Genomic DNA, 22,631 nt, shown 5'->3' with positions numbered 1-22,631 from the left:
TTCTTTTAATTTAAGCGACTAGCTTATCAATCCACACTTCAAGTGTTGGTTGTTCAGCTAAATCTTCAAAGCTCACTTGTGCGCCGTAAGCTTGCCATTTACCTACTAATGTCATGAGTCGTACAGAATCAAGTCCAAGCATGAGTAAATCATCATTTAACTGAATGTCTGATGCAGGAATCTGAAGTTGTTCACTCACTGCCAAAACAATACCTTCTTGCGTGAGTGGTGATGCAGCTTGTTCAAGTGTCCAAGCTCGTGTGACTTGCTGAGTTGTAATCACTTGCCCACAACGTGTACTTGCATATTTTAAAGCCATATCGTGCTCTTCACGGCTAAAATCAGCGAGCGCATCACCACATAAAAACGGCTGGATATTTAGCATAAAGGCTTCCGCTGCACTCATAAGACAGCCAATATGAGCATAAACACCACAAATGATGAGTTGATCGCGGTTTGACTCACGCATAAGTTGTTCGAGTGGAGAAAATTTAAAAGCGCTATAACGCCACTTTGTTAAGACAGTATCATTTTTATCAGGCGTAATTTCTGGCAAAATTTGAGTAATTTTAGGGTCATCTTTTAGGCCAGTTCCCCAAAAGTCAGTTAATAACTGGCGATGTTCAGGTGTCTGGTTACCGGGCTGTGCCGTATAGACCACAGGAATATTAAACTTACGCGCAGTTTCAATCAGTTCTTTGGTATTTTTAATAAGCTCTGGAATAGGCGCTTGAGTTTGATCATAAAAATCTAAAAAATATTGCTGCATATCATGTACTAATAAAACAGCGCGATTGGTATGCAACTGCCAATGTGTTTTATTCGCTGTAAACTCGTGCGCTTGTGGCATGCTGTAACTAGCAATTTTAGGAATACTCATCAAATTTTTCCTTTTTATCTTTAAGCAAGAACATTGGTGTTGGTTTCAAATTGTTGACGTAATCTTTTTTTGTTGATTTTTCCAAAGGCTGTATATGGAAATTGCTCGATAAATTCGACTCGATCGGGAATTTTGTAAGTAGCAAGTCCATAATCTTTTAGATGTTGACGAACTGACATTGCAAGACGAATTGGGCTCGGATCATCGGTTTGTGCTTGCCATGCAACAAAGGCGCAGCTTTTTTCACCCATAATCTCATCAGGCATAGCAACCAATGCTGCTAGACGAATTTGTGGATGAGTTAATAAAGCTTGTTCAACTTCTTCTGTCGCAATTTTTTCACCAGCGCGATTGATTTGTTCTTTTGAACGCCCTTCCACAACAATGCAGCCATCTTCGCGAATACGTACTAAATCGCCTGTTCGATAAAAACCATCTGGTGTGAAAGAACGAGCGTTGTGCTCTGGCGCTTGATAATAGCCGCGAATGGTATAAGGGCCGCGCGTCAACAAATGCCCTACCTCTCCAGCATCTACTGGCTGATCGTTATCATCCAGCACTAAAATTTCATCATCTAGTGAGATTTTTAAACCTTGGGTATGGATAATCTGTTCTTTCGTCATCCCAAAACGGGTGTAATTCACTAGCCCTTCAGCCATTCCAAAGACTTGTTGTAAGTTAACTTGGAACTCATCAATCAAGCGTGAGGCAACTGCATCGGGTAATCGTGCTCCTCCGACTTGCAAGCAACGTAAAGTTGATAATATTGGATCTTGATCTTTCGCTGCTTTATCCATCCATGGTCGAACCAAAGCAGGAACCAAGCAAGCATCTGTTACACCGTGTTTTTTGATTAATGAAAAAGCAGTTTCAGGGCTTGGGTCAGTTCCTAAAACCACAGCACCGCCCGAATAAAAAATACCTAAAGAACCCGCCGAGCTCATTGAAAAATTATGCGCCGCTGGCAAAACCATGAGTAAGCGTGATGACTGGTTGAGATGGCAGATTTTTGCGCTCTCACGTACGCTATATAAGTAGTCGTCATGGGTGCGTGGAATCAGTTTAGGAACACCAGTACTTCCACCTGAAAGTTGTAAGAAAGCAACCTGATCTGCCGTAGTCGGAGAAATCGCTGCATCCAAGATACTGGTTTCTTTTAATATATCTTGAATTGCTATAAATTTATCGGCATTTCCAAGTACAAATACATGTCGTAAGCAAGGAGCAGTTTGCTGAAGCTTTTCGGCAAGCTCTCGGTAGTCAAATTTTTGTGCTCCAAAATCAGCACAGAAATAAGATTTTGCTTGAGTTTGTTTAAAAAAACTACTTAATTCTGCAAAGCGATGTGCGGGTAAAGACATCACAGGTAAAGCACCAAGCCGAATCAGTGCAAAAAATAAAACATAGAACTGATAGTGATTCGGCATTTGTACAACCGCCTTATCACCAGCTCTTAGTCCATGTTGATATAAGTGAGTTGCACAGCAGTCGACTAAATAATCAAACTCAGTGTAACTCAGGGCTTTATCACCGTCATATACCGCAATATTTTGTGGGTATTTTTGAGCACTTTCACGCAAAAAATCACTCAAGTTTTGTCCAAGCCAATAACCTTTTTTACGGTAAATCTCAGCAAACTCTGCTGGATATGGCACGGCGCCATCCAGATAAACCTGTGTTGTCATGTGTTTGGTCCTTGTATTGGCAATTGATTGGGTGAAATCTGGAATCCATCCAGTACAGTACGAAATTTAGCGGCTGTTTCAGCATGTTCGGCTTGTGGACGAGATGCCTCCACAATCCCTGCACCAGCAAATAAACGAGCAATGTTCTGATAGATTCGGGCACAGCGAACAGTCACCGACCATTCACCATTACCTTGTTCATCTGCCCAGCCCATAGTTCCTGCAAATAATTCACGGTTAAATGGTTCTAGTTGCTGAATTAATTCTTTAGCAATTGGACTAGGCTCTCCACAAATTGCGGGTGTTGGGTGTAAACGTTCAATTAAGTCAAAAACATGAGTATCGGCTTTCTTAAGTTCGCCAGTAATATGTGATGCCAAGTGCCAGAGGCGTTTAGTACGAATGAGGGATGGTTGTTTAGGTACTTGTAATTGCTTGCAGAAAGGTGTTAGCTCATCAGCAATCATTTCGATGACAAGAGCATGCTCACGTTGATCTTTTTGTGAAGAAAGTAATGCTCTGGCGTTGTTTTGGTCTACGGTTGGGTCATCATCACGAGCCAATGTACCAGCAACCGGTTTGCTCCAGATTTTTGTATTTTGCTTTGCAATTAAAAGTTCGGGGCTTGCACCAACAAACCATCCTTCACGCTGAGGATGCCTCGCGACTGCATAGTTATAGCCTTCGGGATTATGCTTAGCTAAGTTGTAAAATAAGTCCGAGACGGGAATATTTTGTTCAAATTCAAGTTGTAAAATACGAGCAAGTACGGCCTTATCAAGTTTTTTTGCTTTCATTTGCTGAACTAAATACTCAACTTGCTGTTGATAATGTTCACCTAAAGGGAAGTAATCTGCCTTTTCTAAAGATAAAGGACCAAAATCAATATCGGATTGTGCATAGAGTACTTTCTGATAGATTTTTGCATTTTGCATGAGCATTAAATTGACATCGGCTGCCGAGCAAAATGGTAGTCCACCCATAATTTTGACGTCTTTATAACCGTCATTTATTGCAAGCTGTAATTGAGCTCTTGCTTCATCTAACCAATCTTTTAAAAGGCTATTTTTTGTGACTTGAATATCTCGTAATTTTTGATGACTATTGATGGTGTATTCTGGCGTTGTGAAAATAAAACCTGCGTCATTTCCACAATTTAAAATTTCTTGTGCTAATGCAACGCGGCTTTCAGTAAAATTTTCTCGTTGGATAAAATACGGATGCTGTGCCGACATCTCGCAACTCCTTATACAGTTATTTTGTTGTAATGAATGGATGTTTAAACGCCTAAAGTGGCTCCTCCATCAACCACAATTTCTTGCATGGTAATTTGTGCAGCCTGATCAGAAAGTAAAAAGCTGACCGTATTGGCAATATCTTCAGGTTGGGCTAATTTTCTTAACGGAATGCCTGTACGGTATTGGCTTAAATCTCCATCGATTACCGCAGGCGGAGGTGTATTATCTGTCCAAAGCTGCTGCTGCATTTGAGTTAGCGTAGAGCCTGGTGAAACAATATTAAGCCGTACTTGATGAGGTGCGATTTCAAGAGCAAGATTACGGCAGTAATGGCTCAATGCAGCTTTTGTCGTTGCATACATGCCAAGTTGTATACGTGGCATCCGTGAACTATTCGAGCTAATCGTGACAATACTTCCCTGCTTTTTTTCACAAAAATGCTTGGCCAGTTGTTGACTAATCGCAATAGGTGCCATGACATTGACCGAGAAAAGTGTTTGCCAATCTTCTGTTTTTGCTTCAAGCATAGAACGCATAATCAACACGCCCGCTGCATTCACTAAACCCGTCACGCTATGTTTGTTTAAAATATTGTTAATGAGCTTTGCTGTTGTTTCTTGATCAGTAATATCTTGCCGAAAGCCTTGCCAACGTGATTTTTCACTATCTTCTAGCTTTTGTGCGATTTCCCATTGTTCTGGGTTTTCCTGTTGGTCGATGCCGATGACTTGATACCCTTGCTGCAATAATTTTTTTGTAATAGCAGCTCCAATACCTCTTGCAGCACCTGTGACTACGATGGTAGAGCTCATGTTTTACTCCAGTTTGACACGAATATTAAATTTCGCCACATAATTGCAAATAATTATCATTATTATCAAGTGCGATAAATATCAAACATAAGATTACAATCTAAATCAAGTTATTTATTAACCAAGAAATCAACTTACTTAATTGTTTTTTAATGATTTTAATAAAACACGTCTTTTTTTATTGATTATAATGATAATTGTTTTCATTTACTAATGAGAATCATTTTGATAATTTGACCGCGCTTTCTTGTCGAGATGGACTCAAAATGAAGCCATTTTCTCAACCCTTACATCCCCTATTTCAACAATTCAATGTTGGGAGTGAAGTCTGGTGGAATACCTTAAAAAAACTAGGTAGCCCGCTGGTCAACCTGCAAAAAAATAAAGCGCTTTGTACCTTTGTTTGGCGTAGCCCTGAGCTTAAAGAAAGTATCTTTGTTTATATTGATATCTATTCACAGAGCCCTTCCATCTATCAAAAGTGGAATCGTTTTAGCCGTATCGCTGGGACAGATGTGTACTTTTTTGAAATAGAGCTGCCTCTAGCTTGGGCTGGTAGTTATGTTGTAGTTACGGCTAGTGAAGAAGCGCCAGAAAGAGATTGTGCGGCAACACGACGCTCATGGTGGCAAACACAGCTTAAACAGAGTGCTCAAATTGACCCATTCAATCAACATCGGTTTTACACGGGACATCTAGCTCGATATATCAATCAAATTCAACTTAAAAACACGAAATCTTTAATAGCCGATTGCCCAATTACAAAGACATTTCAGTGGTCAAGTCGCTTATGCCAGCAGGACTATTTAGTCGACGTTTTTATTAGTCATCAAACAACTCAAGAAGACTTGCCACTCATCATTTTGCTTGATGGCCAAATCTGGAGCCGAGAGCTTTCGATTATTCCCGAACTTCAGCATTTAACTGTTACAGATAAGATTCGCCCAGCAGTTTATGTTTTTGTTCATAGTTTCAATAGTCAACAACGCCAACAAGATTATGGTTGTCATGATGCGTTTAGTCAGGCGTTGGTTGATGAACTTATTGAAATACTCTTAAAAGAATATTCTTTTATTTCTAAAACAGGCATTACGTTATGTGGTCAAAGTTTAGGTGGATTATGCGCTTTACATAGCGCTTTGTTGTTCCCGACCATTTTTACTTCCCTGATTTTGCAATCTGGATCTTATTGGTGGTCAGATTTTTCGAACAGTACGTTAGGTCAAAAACACAAAGGTAATATTTTAGAACTGCTTCAAAACTTATCTCATCAATTAGCAAAAACAACTCAAATTTATATCAGTGCCGGCACATATGAAACCGATATGCGGGACGATGCCTTTCAACTTTATCAACAATTGCAATCATTTAATCAAGTGAGTTTTCACAGTTTTTCAGGCGGACATGATGCCGTGAACTGGCGTACTGACTTGCTTAAGGCATTGCAAAAAACTCTTTCACTATAACCATTTGTTTCATCAAGGATAACAATATCATGAGCAACTTACAGGAAAACTATATTAATCCTTTCGATAATGAAAGTTTGTCTTTTCAGGTTTTAAAAAATCAACAAGGTGAGTTCAGTTTATGGCCTGCTCAACATCAGGTGCCATCGGGGTGGGATATTCAGCATGGACCAGATACGCGGGCTTCGTGTATTGCATATGTGGAAAAGCACTGGCTTGCAATTAACCCCTTTCAACAAGCGTAAAGGAGTATTGTCATGAATCAGGCATTAAACAATGAATTTACTCCGGACCTTTCACAACCTGCTCGTTTTGAATTAGCCTCTACTCAGCTCGGTATTTTTCTTGCCGATCATTTAAGTTCAATTGAAGATTTATATACCATTGCGCATTGTTTGGAACTACCAAAAACTGTCGATATCCCAACGTTTAAAAAAGCAATTCAAATCGGCTTAAATGAAGCCGATACGGTCATTGCTTCATATTCATCTGAAGCGTCTCAACCATTTATTGAGCTTAATAATCAAATTCAGTTTCAAATTGAAGAATTTGATTTTTGTCATTTAACGCCTAAAAAAGCTCAACAACGCTTATGGGACTGGATGCCATCAGACCGTCAATGTGCTAAATCACTTAAAGCTGGTGAATCTCAACTGTTCCGTCAGGTGCTATTTACGACGCATGACAAAGTGTATTGGTATCAACGTTATCACCACATCATGCTTGATGGATTTAGCATGATTAACTTAACCAAACGTATTGTTGAACTTTATCAACAATTACAAGAAGGAAAAGAACTTTCGGTTTCTCCGTTTATTGGCGTGAATGAAGTTATTTCGGAACGTCAGGCTTATGAAAATAGTCATCAATTTAAAATAGACCAAGCTTTCTGGAAAGCTTACTGTGAAGATTTACCTAGTCCAGTTAGTTTAAGTACTCATCATTTAGCGGCAAAAACTACAGCAACATTTGTTAAGCATCAGCTGCGTTTTTCTCAAGGAATTTTAGAGCAAATTCAAGCTTTAGCTGCGCAATCTAAGCTAGCTTTAAATGACATGATGATGTCATTGTCATTACACTATGTTTACAAACTGACTGATAAAGCTGAGTTGGTTAACGGTATTCCATTTATGCGCCGTTTAGGCTCAAAAGCGATTCGCTCAACCTTACCTACGGTAAATGTGTTGCCTGTGAAGTTTAAAGTTGATGAAAAAGACAGTTGGGTGAGCTTGGCTCAACATGTACAAGGGCAATTACGAGAAATTCGCCCACATCAAAAATACGATGCAGAACAAATTTTAAGAGATTTAAATAGTATCGATATTCATGAACGAATGTACGGTCCTATTTTAAATTATAAAGCTTTTGATCAAGACTTGGTGTTAGACGGTGAAAAGGTCAAAACACACCATATTTCTACAGGACCAATTGATGATTTTGAGTTTTCCTTTATTGTTCAAGATCATGAACTCATTATCGAACTACGTGCAGATTCGCAGCGTTATACACAAGATGAACTATTTAACCATGGTCAACGCTTAACTTTATTGCTTGAACAAGCTCTAATTCGTCCAGAACAGGCATGTAGCAATTTTAATACTACGACACCACAAGAGCTGGCTACCCTAACCCAAAGTGGTATTGGTCCACGTGTTAGCCACCCTGCCCAATATAATAATGTTTTAGATATTTTTTATGAGCAAATTAAAAACTATCCCGAACGTACCGCAATTGTGAGTGGCGAACGTCCAAACCTTCAGCATCTTAGTTTTGCTGAGCTTGCAGTACGAGTGAATCAACTGACACGGTTTTTACAAGAAAATGGGGCCAAAAAGCAAACTGTCATTGCTGGTGCTATTCCTCGTTCGATTGACTCAGTTGTGGTGATGTTATCTGTATTAAATTCTGGTGCAAGTTTCTTGCCTCTCGATCTAGATTATCCAATCGATCGTATGCAAATGATGTGTGAAGATGCAAATCCATTATTTGTATTAACCACACAAGCACTTGCACAGCAGTTACCTCAAAATATTCAACAGCTATATCTTGATAATGAAAATGTCCAGAGAAAAATTCGAAAGCAAGACGCGAGTGATATTCCTGCTGAAAATCGTAAATTTGATTTTCAAGACGTCGCTTATGTAATTTTTACCTCAGGAAGTACTGGTCGTCCTAAAGGAGTAATGAACACACATGGTTCTTTACTCAACCTCATTTTGTCGCATAAACCAACCATCTATTGGCCAGTATTAGAAGCGGTAAATGAGCGTTTCCCTGACCGTCCGTTACGTGCAGCGCATACACACTCTTTCTCGTTTGACTCATCTTGGTTGCAAGTTTTCTGGATGTTATGGGGCCAAGAGCTACATATTTTTGATGAAAACATGCGCCGTGATGCATTTGGTTTAGTGAAAGAAATTCAGCAACGACAAATTGATACACTCGATCTACCGCCATCTTTTTGTGCACAAATGATGACGAATGGTTTATTTGCTGAAAATCAACATCATCCAAGTCTTATTTTGATTGGTGGTGAAGCTGCACCTCTAGCCTTATGGCAACAGCTCAATGCTCAGCCAGCGCTTTTTGCTCATAACTTATATGGTCCAACAGAATATACGGTTGATACTTTCCGAGCAGAATTAAAGCAGACAGCTCGCCCTGTCATTGGTAACCCTATTGGTAATACACAGGCCTACGTACTAGATCGCCACTTACAACGATGCCCGACTGGCGTTATTGGTGAGCTTTATATTTCTGGCTTTGGGATCGCCAATGGTTATTTAGGTCGCGCTGACTTAAGTGCTGCCCGCTTTGTAGCGAATCCATTTGAACATGGACAGCGCATGTACCGTACAGGTGATTTAGTCCGCTGGAATAGCACAGGTAAACTTGAATTTATGGGCCGCTGTGATGACCAGATTAAAATCCGTGGTTATCGTGTTGAGATTGGCGAAGTCGAAAATGCGCTTTCGATTTTAGCCAATGTTGAAAGCGCAGTCGTGATTGCAGAACCGATTAATAACAGTCATCGTTTACTCGGTTATTGTGTGGTCAAAGACATTGAACTTGATGAAAAAACCCGTGAACAACTAAGTCAGCAATATTTAAGTCAGTTACGTCAAAACTTACCTGAATATATGGTGCCTTCTGCCCTGACTGTTATGTCCGAATTTCCACGAAATGTAAGTGGAAAAGTTGATAAAAAAGCACTACCAAAGCCTCAAATTCGTACCCATAGCCGAATGGCCGAAACACCTGAGCAACAGCTTTTATGCCAAATTACTGCATCTGTTCTTAAGCTTGATGCTATTGGGATTGATGACGACTTCTTTATGACAGGTGGCGATAGTATTTCTGCCATTATGCTTTGTACTCAATTGCGCCAACATGGTTACGGCTTAAGACCAAGTGATGTATTCCAATTTAAAACAGTCGCCGCGATGGCGCCGCAACTCACCCGTTTAGATGAGCAACAAGCGGCAGTTTCAAAACCGTTATTTTCAGCAGATTTAGTACAAAAGGTTCAAGAAAAATATGGCAAAAACAGTACGATTCTGCCTTTGCTTCCTTTGCAAAAAGGCATGCTGTTCTTATCTCAAGTAGAAAGTCAATCGAACTATAATGCCTTTACTCGTCTAAGTCTAAATGGTGACATTGATCCGGTACGTTTACAGCAAGCGTTGATTACCGTATTAAAACGTCACCCTCAATTAGGTGGACATTTTGATAGCGAATTAGCTGAAGAACCTGTTTTTATCTATTCATTACATCCTACTCAAGCTTGGCCAGTTCAATTCTGTGCGGTTACTCCCGATCTGCTTGAGCAAACCATTCAAGAGGCATTGAAGCAACCGACTCACCTCGACCAACCTTATGGCTTAATTCGGGCAACTTTAATTCAATATGCTCCTGAACAGTCAGAACTATTGATTATGGTACATCATCTGTTAACAGATGGCTGGTCAACTCCTCTGTTTTTACAAGACTTTATTAAGGCATATCAGCAGACTAACCAACCACTGCCAGTACTTGAACATAGTTATGAAAAGGTGATTAAAGCTTTATCTGGGCGTGACCATGAAACCTCAAAAGCTATATGGCAACGTGATTTAGCTGATTTACAACCACTTATTTTATTTAATCAACCACAGCAAGCTGTGCAAGAAACTTCATATCGTTTAAGTGCTGAACTGGGTGCGAAACTTCAATACAAATTACGTCAGCAAGGCATCACGCTCAATGTTTTCATGCAAATGATTTGGGCAATGACTTTAAATATTTATGCTCATCGTGAAGATATTGTGTTTGGTACTCCTGTTTCTGGGCGTTCGGCACCTATCAATGGTTTAGAGCAACAAATCGGATTGTTTTTAAATACGATTCCGGTGCGTGTAAAACTCAACATGCAGCAAACGCTTTGGGAACAATTGACTCAGTTGCAGCAATTGCATGTTGAGCATTTAGAACATGATGGTTTAGGACTAAGTGCAATTCAGCAATTAGTGGGGCAAGGCAATCTTTTCGATAGTTTATTAGTTGTAGAAAACTACCCAGATAACCAGTATTTACAGCAAAAACTTGGTGATGCTACGATCTCCAAACTCACAAATCGCGGTTACAGCCATTATCCACTTGCTTTATTGGTTATTCCTGATCATCAAATCGAGCTATTACTCGAGCAGCGTGGTGTAATTGATCAGCCTGAACACTTCCTCGAGCGAATGGTTCAATTGATTGAAATTGCATTAAATGAACCAGAGACATCTCTAGCTCACTATCGCTTACAATTGACTGAAGAACGCGATTTAATCCAACAAACGAATCAAACCCAATACTATGTTCGTCAGAGCACATTACAGCAATTACTTAGAGAACAAGCTCGAATTACGCCTCAACAAACGGCGTTATCCGATGAAAATCATCAGCTCAGTTTCAGTGAAGTGCGTTTGCAAGTTTGTGCTTTAGCACAGCAATTGCAAAGTGCGGGCGTACAGGTTGGTGATATTGTTGCTGTCGCCCTACCAAGATCAGTCAAACTCAGTATCGCTATTTTAGCGGTGATTGAAGCAGGTGCAGCTTATTTACCTATTGATTTACAACATCCGTCTGAACGCATCAAATTTATGTTGCAGGATGCAAAATCTAAACTTGTGATTGGTGAACAAAAAGATCTAGCTGCTATTGCCCCTCCATCAATAGCTACCTTTGCTTTTAATGAATTGTTTGATGAAACGCAGGTTGATTTAAGTAGCTATAAAACGACAGTCATTACGCCACAGCATCCGGCCTATTTAATCTATACGTCAGGTACAACAGGCCAACCAAAAGGTGTTATGGTTTCTCACCAAGCCATTGTGAACCGTATTTTATGGATGCAATCAGAGTATCCACTGTCAGCCAACGATACGATTTTGCAAAAAACGCCTTGTACTTTCGATGTTTCAGTATGGGAGTTTTTCTGGTCATATTTAGTAGGTGCACGATTATTTATGGCACCAGTAGATGCACACCGTGATCCATTGGCATTGTTAAGCCTTATTCAAAAATATCAGGTAACAACATTACATTTTGTACCATCAATGTTGGCTGTTTTTGAAAATGCCGCTACAGAAATTTTGTCACTTGCTCAGCGCCAAAGTTTACCAATTCGCAGAGTGTTCTGTAGTGGTGAAGCTTTACCAACGGCTTTAGCAAAATCATTTACCCAACACTTTAGTTGTGAGTTGCATAACTTATATGGACCAACTGAAGCTGCAGTAGATGTGAGTTATATGGATGCAACGTTGGGATTACGTCCTGAAGAAAATAGCATTGCGATTGGTTATCCAGTCTGGAATACCCAGCTTTATATTTTAGATCAATACTTGCGCCCTGTTCCTATTGGAGTAGACGGTGAGCTTTATTTAGCAGGTCATCAATTGGCAATGGGTTATTTGCATCGAGCGGACTTAACGGCAACACGTTTTGTGGCAAATCCATTCGCAGCAGGTCAACGCATGTACCGTACTGGTGATATTGCCCGATGGCATGCAGACGGCAGTATTCAATATATAGGCCGTGCTGATGACCAGTTAAAGATACGTGGGCAACGTATTGAACTGGGTGAAATTGAGCAACAATTACGCTTAATCAGCGGTGTTGATGTAGTTGTACATCCTATTTCTTTTGAACAAAATAAAGCTGATATTCAGTTGGTTGCTTACTTGCAGACAACTGAACCTGTGGATATTGAGCAGTTAAAGAAACAATTAGAGAAACAGCTTCCTGCATATATGGTGCCGACACACTATATATTGGTCGAGCAATTCCCATTAAGTCATAATGGTAAGCTGGACCGTAAAGCACTGCCGCAACCGCAGCTTGATTCTTCAAATACAGAAAAACAGTATGCAACCACTGCTTTTGAACATGAACTGACTCGTATTTTCCAGCAAGTTTTAAATACAGATCAAAATATTAGTGTTAACGAAGATTTCTTTGCCATTGGTGGACATTCCATTTTGGTGATGAAACTTGCAATTGAAATCCGAAAAGTATTTAAGCGGACCATTCCAATTGGCCAGTTGATGAGTCATGTCACGATTCAACGTTTAGCAGCTTTACTGCTTACACAAGAACGTTTGGCAGAAGTTGAACAAACTGGCATGCAACCTATTTTACCAATCCGTTCTGGCTCAGGGCATCCATTGTTCTGCTTCTTCCCAGGTTCTGGTTCAGCATGGCAATATACGGTGCTGAATCGTTATTTACATTCTGATTTACCTATTATTGGATTGCAGTCTCCTCGCCCAGATGGCCTATTGGCAAATAGTACGGATATGGACGAATTGGTTGAAAAACAACTTGAGATTATTCGCAAGCAACAACCAACAGGACCTTATACCTTACTAGGTTATTCACTTGGCGGCACTGTGGCTTATGCAGTTGCAGCGAAGTTAACTGAACAAGGTGAAAAAGTTGATTATCTCGGCTTGTTAGATACTTATCCTGCTGAAATTCATCAGTGGTTAGATTTGTCGGTAGAGGAAATGAATGCTGAAACTGAACAAGAGCAACTCCAGTTCTTCAATGATATTTTAGCCGATGCAGATACGGCATTAAATGAAGAAACCCGCCGTTTACAGGAAGATATTTTCGCAAACTATCGCGATGCCGTCCGTTTATTAAAACCCTATAAAATGCCGCACTTTGATGGTGAATTACACTTAGTCGTCGCTGAAAAAGACTTGCTGCCGTATATCCAACCAGAACAACAATGGTCACCTTTAGTCAAAAAACTCAATATTGTTCGACTGAGTGAAGCGGACCATACCGATATATTGTCTCCACAGCAACTTGAAACACTCGGTCCAATTTTAAACCGCATGATTTGTCAGGCACGCGGTTTAGAGGAGCACACGCTATGAGTTTCAAATCTATATTCACCGATTTTAGTCTTTTAAAACGTAATGCTCATTTCCGACATGTATTTATTGCCCGTACATTGTCATTATTAACGATTGGCATGTTGGTCGTGGCTATTCCAAAACAAGTCTACGACATTACGGGTAGTTCGCTTAATGTTGCAGTTGCAATGGCTTTTGAAGGCATTGCCATGTTTATTGGCTTGTTACTTGGTGGTTTGCTGTCAGATCGCAAAGATCGGAAATGGCTGATTTTATTGGCACGTGGTGTGTGTGGTTTAGGCTTTGCTGGCCTCGCCATCAACGCCATGTTTGAGCACCCTTCACTTTATGCTATTTACTTTTTTTCAGCATGGGATGGTTTCTTTGGTGCACTCGGTGTAACAGCGATGATGGCAATCATGCCTGTAATTGTCGGTCGTGAAAATATTGTACAAGCCCGTGCGATTAGTATGGTATCCGTACGCCTTGCAACCGTGATTTCGCCTGCAATCGGCGGTATTTTAATTGCGGCTAGTGGTGTAGCAACTGTGTATTGGGTCTCAATGGTGGGTACTTTACTGACTGTGTTTTTATTAATAGGGTTACCAGCACTCAAACCACAACACGCATCAAATGGTGAAAGTCCTCTTCGCCAATTAGCTCAAGGGTTTAAATTCGTTTTTAAAAATAAAGTGGTTGGTAGCACCATTTTAATTGGAACACTGCTCAGTTTTAGCAGTGCTATACGTATTATTTTTCCGCAAATGGCAGATGAAATTTTTCACGGTGGCGCATTTGAACTTGGACTTATGTATTCGGCTGTACCTTTAGGCTCAACCTTGGGAGCCTTACTCAGTGGGTGGACAACAAGGTTACTCAAACCTGGCTTAGTCATGCTCTATACGTGCTTAGGTGTTTTTGGCTGCATGATTATGATTGGGCTTTCTCCGTGGTTACTGGTGTCCTTGCTCATTTTATGTTTATTTGGATATTTGATGTCGATTGCCAACTTGCTTCAATACAGCATTGTGCAAGGACATACACCTGATGAATATTTAGGACGTATTAATGCAATCTGGCTTGCACAAGATGCCTTAGGAGATTCGGTTGCCACCACAACTTTAGGACTTTTAACTCGGTTTTTACCAATATCAGGAAGTATCCTCTTTTTTGGTATATTAAGCTTTGCTGTAGGATTTATGTTTTTATTCAACTCTCAAGATATACGCGAAACTGGATTCCAAGATCCTAAGCTACAAGAAAATTAAACCCTAAATAAAAAAGAAGGCAATTCATTGCCTTCTTTTGTTTTAAGAAGAATGATGTGCCTGAAAAACCCAAGTCATAATATGGTCTTGTTCTACGACCCAACCACCTTGATATTGTTCTAAGAGTTGATAGCGCTGCTGAATTTCAGGCAAAAAAGTTAGCGTTAATGTTTGATTTTCAAAATTAATATCGACTATAGATGCTTCCAAGAAATCAATATATTGCTTTGCAGTGGGATAAACCGCTTTATATAGGCTTTCTTTTACAGAGAAAATTAAACTCACATAACGGGAAAAATCAAAAAACTCAGCCGCTTTACTTTTCCATAAATCAAACTCAGACGGCGTTAAAATAAGATGTGCACTCTCTTGAGCAAATTCTGAAGTCACCCAGTGCTCAATATCAATTCCCAAATAAACCGCATTATTAGATAGCGCAACAATTAACTTATTTTGTGAATGACTAATGCTACCCAAAACATGAGTTGGCCAGATGGGCAAAGGTTCGTGCATCGAGGTTATGGGCTGATCTAAACCGAAATGATGATTTAAAACAGCCTGAGCTAATACCCTGCCACATAAGTATTCATTTTTACGTTCGACACACGCTTGAGCAATTTTTAGGGGATGCTCTAATTGTTGGTCTATATGAAAATGCTGCGTTTTTGATAAATCTAGCCCGTAACAAAATAGCTTTGATGTAAAAAAAATAGGGTTCGAAATTTCATAAATTGATGTACTGAGTTGTTCAGGAATGTATAGATAATGATTCACTGTATTCGACTTCAAAATAAATATTTTTAATTAGTTATCACCTATCTTAACTTACTCACTGCAAATACATAAATAATTATATTTATCATTTGATAATAATTATTATTTACTTATACTGTTGGGTAAATTTTGACTTTAATTTACTTATAAACATCGATTATGAAACTTATAGGACTTTTTTTGACTCTGTTGGGAGCGGTCAGTATCTATTGTAGTCATAGCAACCAAAATCTATTGTCTCAACATCTTCCTACTTTCTTTAAGTATTTAGGTCTAGTGCTATTAGGCATTGGATTTATTACGCTCTTTGCAAGCTTACCGAAAGTGGTTGCCGCTTTTTGCTGGTTCATGCTCATCATTTTTGCGTGGTCTTTCCTCCCTTTTATGGCGCTTTTTAAACGGAAACTGGTTTCATGAAAGCTAAAATTCAGTCTCCGATCCAGCCAGACTGGTGGAGTAACACTTTTGCTGGTGGAGTTTTTGGTCTAAGTCTTTCTATCGCGATTGGTAATTTGATTGTTTTATTAGGCCAACCTTATGTTGCCATGGATTTATTGGTGCAAGTGGGAATGTGGAGTGTTCCTTGGTTTTGGATGCCTATTATGTTTGGCAGTTATTTTTTTACGACTGGACGAAAAGCGCTTATCTATTTATTCATTGCTAATGCCCTAGCGTATAGCTGTATTTTTGTCTTACGGGGTTAAACATGAAAGTACGTTCAGACATCATGAAATTAGCAAAAAGCATGCATACTTGGGTGGGTGTATGTGCTGGGATTTTGCTTTTTATCTGTTTCTTTGCTGGTGGGCTCAGCATGTTTCAGCACCATATTAGTAAGTGGGCTACGCCAACACAGCAAGTTTTACCGAAAGTCTCACCCGATCAATATAATGAACTCATTCAAAAAGTACAGACTGCCTATCCTGCTGCACAAAAGAACTTCACACTAAATTTATCGTCCAATGAATTTCACTATGCACCCATTACGTGGAGCGAGCATGAACGTGGAGATGGCTTTAATGCTGCTCAGTCTACATGGATGGCAAGCTTAGATGATAAAGGTCAATTAATCGTTGCTCAAGAAAACTTATCTAAAGCAGGCTGGCTAATCGAACAGTTACATGAAACAGCAGGCATACCGGGTATGGCAGGCCATCACGGATTAGGTCTTTATGTGATGGGTGTGGTTTCAATTTTATATTTTCTTGCCTTGCTTTCAGGAGTCATTATTCTTTTACCAACCTTGGTAAAGGACTACTTTGTCATTCGGCCTGGCAAAAATAAAAAGCGCTTTTGGCTAGATGCACATAACGTGATTGGAATTACGAGCTTACCGTTCCACATCATTATTAGTATTAGCGTTATTGTCTTTGCTTTTCATGACTTTTTTTATGATGCGATTGGACAACTTGCCCTCAAAGGACAGCCAGTTTTTCAGCGTTCTCCCCCAGCGCTGATTCAACCTAAACAAACACAAATTGATGTGCAGCAAATATTAGCTCAAGCTAAAAAAGTAGCGCCTGAATATTCAGTTGAATATATCCAGTTCAGTGGCCTAGACAAACCTGAAAAAGCCAATGCACGAATTGCCCTCTATAGCTCAGATCAGATGTTGCGCGGTGCAAATCATGACTTTATGCGTATGAATCCATATGCAGTTGAGCACTTTAATCATAAAGGTATTAACACACAGACTGATGCTGGGAATAAGTTAATCAACGCCATGTTTAGCCTGCATTTTGGCAGTTTTGGTGGTACTGGCGTACGTTGGATTTATTTTGTTTTAGGTGTTGGGGGTGCTTTCTTGTTTTATACAGGTAACATCCTTTGGGTTGAAACTCGTGCGCGTAAACAAAAGCGTGCTGAAGACCCTGTTCCTGTTCAACGTAAAGATGTGGTGTTCCTTGCGAACTTAACGATAGGTGCATGTTTAGGGTGTGTTTTAGCAGTCGTGGGCACAATGTTAGCTAGTCGTTGGTTTTTCGCAGCGCTTAACATTGAAAGCATGAATCACCTCTTTATGTATGGTTATTATGCGATTTTCCTACTGACTTTGATTTATACCTTTGTGATTGGCTATGCAAAAGCTTTACCACAACTGCTGTTAACCTTGGTTTTGGTGTTATTTGCGATTCCACTTACATCCCTATTTGCTCACTTCATTCCCCAAAGTGGCTTATGGGTACATGGCGGAGAAATCTTAGTGGTTGATTTCTTAGCTATCATTTTTGCTTTCGCATTCTGGCGTTTTTATCAACAAGCCCAAGATCGCCGAAAATCTGCTCCAACAGGTAGTTTATGGGCTAGCTAATAACCATAAATCGACAAAACTGAAATAATGTGTGAAATATAAAAAAACTATAAAATCCACATTGTTTCAGTTAGTTGTTTAATTTCTTGAATATCATGACTCACATAAATCATCGGAATTTTTAGTTCCTCTTTTACCTTCTGAAAAAAAGGAATAATTTCAGCTTTATGATTCGCATCTAGTGCTGATAATGGCTCATCAAGTAGTAACAGCTTAGGTGAATATAGCAATGCTCGACCCAGTGCCACGCGCTGTTTTTCACCACCTGATAGTTTGATAGGCATACGTTGTAATAAATGCCCTAACTTTAATAATTCAATAATGTAATCTGCTTCAAAGTGACGTTCTTGTTGAGAAAGATGCTTAAGGCCAAATAATAAATTTTGCTTTACCGTTTTATGGGGAAAAAGCTGAGCATCTTGAAAAACCAATCCAACGTGCCGCTTTTGCACGCTTAAATTAATTTTTTGATCTGAATCAAACCATGTTTGGCCCTGTATTTTAATGAGTCCACTACGCGGAGTGTTCAGCCCTGCAATGGCATGTAAAATCGATGTTTTACCTGACCCAGAGGCACCAAATAATCCAATAACAGAAGTATCTGACTGAAAACTAGGTTCAATATGAAATTGGCCCATTTGTAGCTGGAAACGGCAATCAATCAACATAATTTCACCGTTCTAAACGCTTCTTTTGATAACGATGAAACCACTGTGCAAACCATAGCGCTAAAAAAGCCACACTTAACGATAAAACAATAAGCCGTTGAATAGCCGTCTCTGTATCAGGTTGTTGCATTAGGCTATACATAGCCAAAGGTAAAGTCCGTGTTTCATTTGAGATATTACCCACAAAGGTAATGGTGGCACCAAACTCACCTAAACTGCGACAAAAACACAAAATAGCGCCAATTAAAATGCCACTGCTGGCAAGAGGCAAAGTGACATGAAAAAATGCCCCTAAAGATGAAGCACCTAATGTCTTTGCTGCCATTTCTAAACGCTGATCGACCAGTTCAATTGCTAGACGAATAGATTGCACCAATAACGGGAAACCCATTACTGCTGAAGCAAGAACGGCGCCTTTCCAGTTAAATGCAAAATCAATTCCGAGCGGTGCCAAATATTGCCCAATAACGCCGCGGCTGCCAAAAACTTGTAAAAGCAAATAACCAGGTACAACAGGAGGTAGCACCAAAGGTAAAAATACCAACGTTTCAATGAATGACTTACCCCAAAACTCTTTACGTGCCAGAAACCATCCCACACAAATCGCAGGAATAAGACTGACCACAAGACAACTCGCTGCCACCTTACAAGAAAGTTGCAGCACGCTGAGCTCTTCTGGGGTTAAAGAAAACATCATGGCTTGATTGGAGCCAACACGCTAAAGCCATACTTTTTAAAGACAGCTTTGGCTTGGTTGCTTTGTAAAAATTGATAGAACTTTGCTGAGCTCGGATTCTTTTTAATCAATCCTACGGGATAAATAATTGGTGAATGCGTATTTTCTGGAAATACACCAACTACCGTTACATCTTTACTAATCGCTGCATCGGTTGCATAGACAATCCCAACCTGACATTCACCTCGCGCAACAAAGTTTAATGCCGCTCGAACATCTTCTGTTTCAACTAACTTTGGCTCAATACGACTCCACCAACCTAAATTAGTAAAAGCTTGTTTAGCATATTTGCCTACAGGTACACTTTTGGTATCCCCTGTACAAATCTTGCCTGTAAACACTTTATTTGGATCGATCGTTTTATCTAGTTTTACTTTTAGTGACTGACCTTTAGGGGTGATTAGCACCAAATGATTGCCTAATAAGTTTATACGGTCATTTGCTGCAACTAATTTTTTGTTTTGCAGGTAATCCATCCACTGGGTATCAGCAGAGATAAATACATCGGCTGGTGCTCCAGCTTCAATTTGTTTCGCTAATATCGATGAGCCTGCATATGAAGTTTTAACTTCTACTTTATTTTGTTTTTCGTAAATTTTTTCTAAATCGTTAATCGCATTCGTTAAGCTTGCTGCTGCATAAACGGTAACCGATTCAGCCTTAGCGGGAACATTAAAGACCAATCCTATGCTGAGCACCGAACAGACTAAAGCTAACTTTTTTATCTTCGTATCACTTACCATTATATTTACCTTTTTGTCGTTTTTTGCAGCGATATATACCTAAGAATATAACGATAAGCATAGACGATGAAAAGTAGAAATTATTTATAAAGATAGATATTTTTTCTGAGCAACTGAAAACTATAGGTAGATAAAATTGGTCGCGCTTAAATTCTTTGATTTATAAAATAATTCTCATCTTATTTCTTTAAATAGCTACTCATAATTTGATAGTCCTGTTCTAAGGCTTGTCGAGCATTGATTTCCATTTGACGATAGTGTTCTAAGACTTGCTGGCCCAAAGCTGTGACGGCTGCCCCACCACCATGTGTTCCACCCGTTTGAGTTTCGACTAAAGCTGTTTCAAAGCACTGGTTCATGGTATCGACCAACTGCCACGCACGGCGGTAGCTCATATTCATAGATTTTGCAGCTTGTGAGATCGAACCAGTTTTCTCAATCGCTTCAAGTAAGTCTGCTTTACCCGGACCAAATGCGATGTTTTGCTCTAAAAGAATTCTAATTTGTAATTTTAAGTTTTGTTCTTTCATAGACTTATTTCACAAAATTTCATTTTATGCTCACTAACATTATAGGGAAGTTTAACAAGCTAAGACATATACAAATTTAAATCTCGATTAGCTCTTAAAAAGAGCCTTATTAAAAAATCAAAACTGCACAAAGTGGATAAAAATCTGGAAAAAACGGATAGAGGCCAAAGTCTAATCGCGGTTCAATCAGTTAAAAGCTGATTGATTGGAGGATTGAGCAATGACCTCATCTAATTTAAAACAATGGAATGATTTTATAGATGGATGTATCGACTTCCGTCCTAACGAAGGCGTGTTTCGTATTGCACGAAATATGTTTACCGAGCCTGAGCTATTTGACTTGGAAATGGAACTTATTTTTGAAAAAGTTTGGATTTATGCATGTCACGAAAGTGAGATTCCAAATAATCATGATTTCCTAACAGTTCAAATTGGTCGTCAACCGATTATTGTGAGCCGTGATGGTAAAGGCGAACTACATGCCATGGTTAATGCTTGTGAACACCGCGGTGCGACCTTAACACGCGTTGCTAAAGGCAATCAGTCTACATTTACCTGTCCCTTCCATGCTTGGTGCTATAAGTCAGATGGTCGTTTGGTGAAAGTCAAAGCACCTGGTGAATATTGTGAAGATTTTGATAAATCAAGCCGTGGCTTAAAACAAGGTCGTATTGCCAGCTACCGTGGTTTCGTATTTGTCAGCCTTGATACTCAAGCAACAGATTCTCTTGAAGACTTTTTGGGCGATGCAAAACTGTTCCTTGATTTAATGGTTAACCAGTCGCCAACAGGTGAACTCGAAGTATTACAGGGCAAGTCATCTTATACCTTTGCTGGTAACTGGAAGCTACAAAATGAAAATGGCTTAGATGGCTACCATGTCAGCACTGTTCACTATAACTATGTCTCTACAGTTCAACACCGCCAACAAGTAAATGCATCAAAAGGTGAAGAACTCGATACGCTTGACTACAGTAAGTTAGGTGCCGGTGACTCAGAAACTGACGATGGTTGGTTCAGCTTCAAAAATGGCCATAGCGTATTGTTTAGTGATATGCCGAATCCAACAGTTCGTCCGGGTTACAGCACAGTTATGCCGTATATGGTCGAAAAATATGGCGACAAATATGCTGAGTGGGCAATGCATCGTTTAAGAAACTTAAACTTGTACCCTAGCCTATTCTTTATGGACCAAATTAGTTCTCAGCTTCGTATTGTTCGCCCTGTGGCATGGAATAAAACTGAAGTCATTAGTCAATGTATTGGCGTTAAAGGTGAATCTGCAGAAGCGCGCCGTAACCGTATTCGTCAGTTCGAGGATTTCTTTAACGTATCAGGCCTTGGTACGCCAGACGATTTAGTTGAATTCCGTGAGCAGCAAAAAGGTTTTCAGGCACGGCTGGAACGTTGGAGCGACATTTCGCGTGGTTGTCAGTCTTGGGAATATGGCGCAACTAAAAACTCACAAGATTTAGGTATTCAACCCGTCATTACTGGCCGTGAGTTTACCCACGAAGGACTCTATGTTAACCAGCATGGACACTGGCAACGTCTAATGCTCGACGGCTTAAACAAGAAAGCATTGAAAATGCAGGATATTACTTTTGAAAACAATGCTGTAATGGATGAGGTGTAACCATGTCACAAGAACTAAATTTTGCTGTATCTCAGTTTTTGTACAAAAAGGCAGAGCTTTGTGATGCTTATGACTGGGATGCCTATCTAGAGCTTTACGATGAAGATAGTGAATATCATATTCCACAGTGGATTGATGATCATAACTATGTTCAAGATCCAAATCAGGGCTTGTCTTATATTTATTATGCGGACCGTACAGGTCTTGAAGACCGTGTATTTCGTATTCGTACAGGAAAAGCAGCGTCTGCAACGCCATTACCACGTACTTTGCACAGCATAAACAACATCCGAGTTAAAACATTGGATGATGGATTAATTGAAGCAAAAGTTGCATGGCAAACACTGTATAACCGTCAAGGTCTAGAAGGCTGTTTTTACGGACACGCTACTTATCTTTTACGTCAAACAGCAGATGGTTTCCGCATTCGTCGTCAGCACAGCATTTTGCTCAATGACAAAATTGATTCCGTTTTAGACTTCTATCACGTTTAAGG

17 protein-coding genes and 1 pseudogene are annotated in these 22,631 nt (G+C 39.7%); 8 read left to right on the top strand and 10 right to left on the bottom strand.

Annotated features, from left to right (window positions below; genetic code table 11):
• Nucleotides 1-10: 10 nt before the first annotated feature.
• The 5 genes and pseudogenes from ACXM0J_RS10745 to ACXM0J_RS10725 form a co-directional block, all read right to left on the bottom strand.
• Entirely contained in the window at nt 11-199 is a 189-nt protein-coding gene (locus ACXM0J_RS10745) for a phosphopantetheine-binding protein (protein ID WP_235823111.1), read from the bottom strand.
• A gap of 30 nt (nt 200-229) precedes the next feature.
• Nucleotides 230-880: pseudogene (locus ACXM0J_RS10740) on the bottom strand (isochorismatase family protein); the annotation flags it as partial.
• A gap of 20 nt (nt 881-900) precedes the next feature.
• Nucleotides 901-2,565: a (2,3-dihydroxybenzoyl)adenylate synthase gene (locus ACXM0J_RS10735; protein WP_086264668.1), complete on the bottom strand. Its 1,665-nt coding sequence runs from the start codon at nt 2,563-2,565 to the stop codon at nt 901-903.
• Nucleotides 2,562-3,800, bottom strand: coding sequence for an isochorismate synthase (locus ACXM0J_RS10730; RefSeq protein ID WP_086264667.1), 1,239 nt, complete (start codon nt 3,798-3,800; stop codon nt 2,562-2,564). Before ACXM0J_RS10730 ends, ACXM0J_RS10735 begins: the two co-directional genes overlap by 4 nt.
• A gap of 44 nt (nt 3,801-3,844) precedes the next feature.
• A complete protein-coding gene (locus tag ACXM0J_RS10725) occupies nt 3,845-4,615 on the bottom strand; it encodes an SDR family oxidoreductase (protein ID WP_086264666.1) in 771 nt (256 codons plus the stop codon).
• 266 nt (nt 4,616-4,881) lie between these two features.
• Between ACXM0J_RS10725 and fes the strand changes: the two genes are divergently transcribed.
• Genes fes through entS form a run of 4 tightly spaced genes read left to right on the top strand, consistent with a single transcriptional unit; the run spans nt 4,882 to nt 14,737 of the window.
• Nucleotides 4,882-6,081, top strand: a complete 1,200-nt coding sequence (gene fes / locus ACXM0J_RS10720; protein WP_086264665.1) for an enterochelin esterase — start codon at nt 4,882-4,884, stop codon at nt 6,079-6,081.
• 29 nt (nt 6,082-6,110) lie between these two features.
• The gene (locus ACXM0J_RS10715; RefSeq protein WP_005305165.1) at nt 6,111-6,326 is read left to right on the top strand and encodes an MbtH family protein; all 216 of its coding nucleotides are present in this window, start codon (nt 6,111-6,113) and stop codon (nt 6,324-6,326) included.
• Between the two features lie 12 nt (nt 6,327-6,338).
• Nucleotides 6,339-13,490, top strand: coding sequence for a non-ribosomal peptide synthetase (locus ACXM0J_RS10710; protein WP_086264664.1), 7,152 nt, complete (start codon nt 6,339-6,341; stop codon nt 13,488-13,490).
• Entirely contained in the window at nt 13,487-14,737 is a 1,251-nt protein-coding gene (entS, locus tag ACXM0J_RS10705; RefSeq protein WP_086264663.1) for an enterobactin transporter EntS, read from the top strand. Before ACXM0J_RS10710 ends, entS begins: the two co-directional genes overlap by 4 nt.
• A 42-nt stretch (nt 14,738-14,779) precedes the next feature.
• Here the strand turns inward: entS and ACXM0J_RS10700 are convergent, their stop codons facing one another.
• Entirely contained in the window at nt 14,780-15,511 is a 732-nt protein-coding gene (locus ACXM0J_RS10700; RefSeq protein ID WP_086264662.1) for a 4'-phosphopantetheinyl transferase family protein, read from the bottom strand.
• 413 nt (nt 15,512-15,924) lie between these two features.
• On the opposite strand from ACXM0J_RS10700, the gene ACXM0J_RS10695 reads away from it, so the two are divergent.
• Nucleotides 15,925-16,215, top strand: a complete 291-nt coding sequence (locus ACXM0J_RS10695; RefSeq protein WP_086264660.1) for a hypothetical protein — start codon at nt 15,925-15,927, stop codon at nt 16,213-16,215.
• Between the two features lie 2 nt (nt 16,216-16,217).
• Entirely contained in the window at nt 16,218-17,822 is a 1,605-nt protein-coding gene (locus tag ACXM0J_RS10690; protein WP_086264659.1) for a PepSY-associated TM helix domain-containing protein, read from the top strand.
• A gap of 47 nt (nt 17,823-17,869) precedes the next feature.
• Here the strand turns inward: ACXM0J_RS10690 and ACXM0J_RS10685 are convergent, their stop codons facing one another.
• The 4 genes from ACXM0J_RS10685 to ACXM0J_RS10670 form a co-directional block, all read right to left on the bottom strand.
• Nucleotides 17,870-18,490: an ATP-binding cassette domain-containing protein gene (locus tag ACXM0J_RS10685; RefSeq protein WP_086264658.1), complete on the bottom strand. Its 621-nt coding sequence runs from the start codon at nt 18,488-18,490 to the stop codon at nt 17,870-17,872.
• A 4-nt stretch (nt 18,491-18,494) separates the two neighbouring features.
• Nucleotides 18,495-19,187, bottom strand: coding sequence for a molybdate ABC transporter permease subunit (modB, locus tag ACXM0J_RS10680; protein ID WP_086264657.1), 693 nt, complete (start codon nt 19,185-19,187; stop codon nt 18,495-18,497).
• Complete coding sequence (gene modA, locus ACXM0J_RS10675; RefSeq protein WP_086264656.1) at nt 19,184-19,969, bottom strand: molybdate ABC transporter substrate-binding protein; 786 nt, start codon at nt 19,967-19,969, stop codon at nt 19,184-19,186. Before modA ends, modB begins: the two co-directional genes overlap by 4 nt.
• A gap of 179 nt (nt 19,970-20,148) precedes the next feature.
• A complete protein-coding gene (locus ACXM0J_RS10670) occupies nt 20,149-20,499 on the bottom strand; it encodes a winged helix-turn-helix domain-containing protein (protein ID WP_086264655.1) in 351 nt (116 codons plus the stop codon).
• 220 nt (nt 20,500-20,719) lie between these two features.
• Here ACXM0J_RS10670 and antA point away from each other — a divergent pair, with 220 nt between their 5' ends.
• The gene (antA, locus tag ACXM0J_RS10665) at nt 20,720-22,135 is read left to right on the top strand and encodes an anthranilate 1,2-dioxygenase large subunit (RefSeq protein ID WP_086264654.1); all 1,416 of its coding nucleotides are present in this window, start codon (nt 20,720-20,722) and stop codon (nt 22,133-22,135) included.
• Between the two features lie 2 nt (nt 22,136-22,137).
• On the top strand, nt 22,138-22,629 hold the full coding sequence (antB, locus tag ACXM0J_RS10660; RefSeq protein ID WP_078220806.1) for an anthranilate 1,2-dioxygenase small subunit: 492 nt from the start codon (nt 22,138-22,140) through the stop codon (nt 22,627-22,629).
• The last annotated feature ends 2 nt before the right edge of the window (nt 22,630-22,631 follow it).

Source organism: Acinetobacter sp. GRABPA_MV_2 (genome assembly GCF_056725885.1).
The sequence above is the reverse complement of the archived record's forward strand: the minus strand, read 5'-3'. Positions and strand labels throughout refer to the sequence as shown.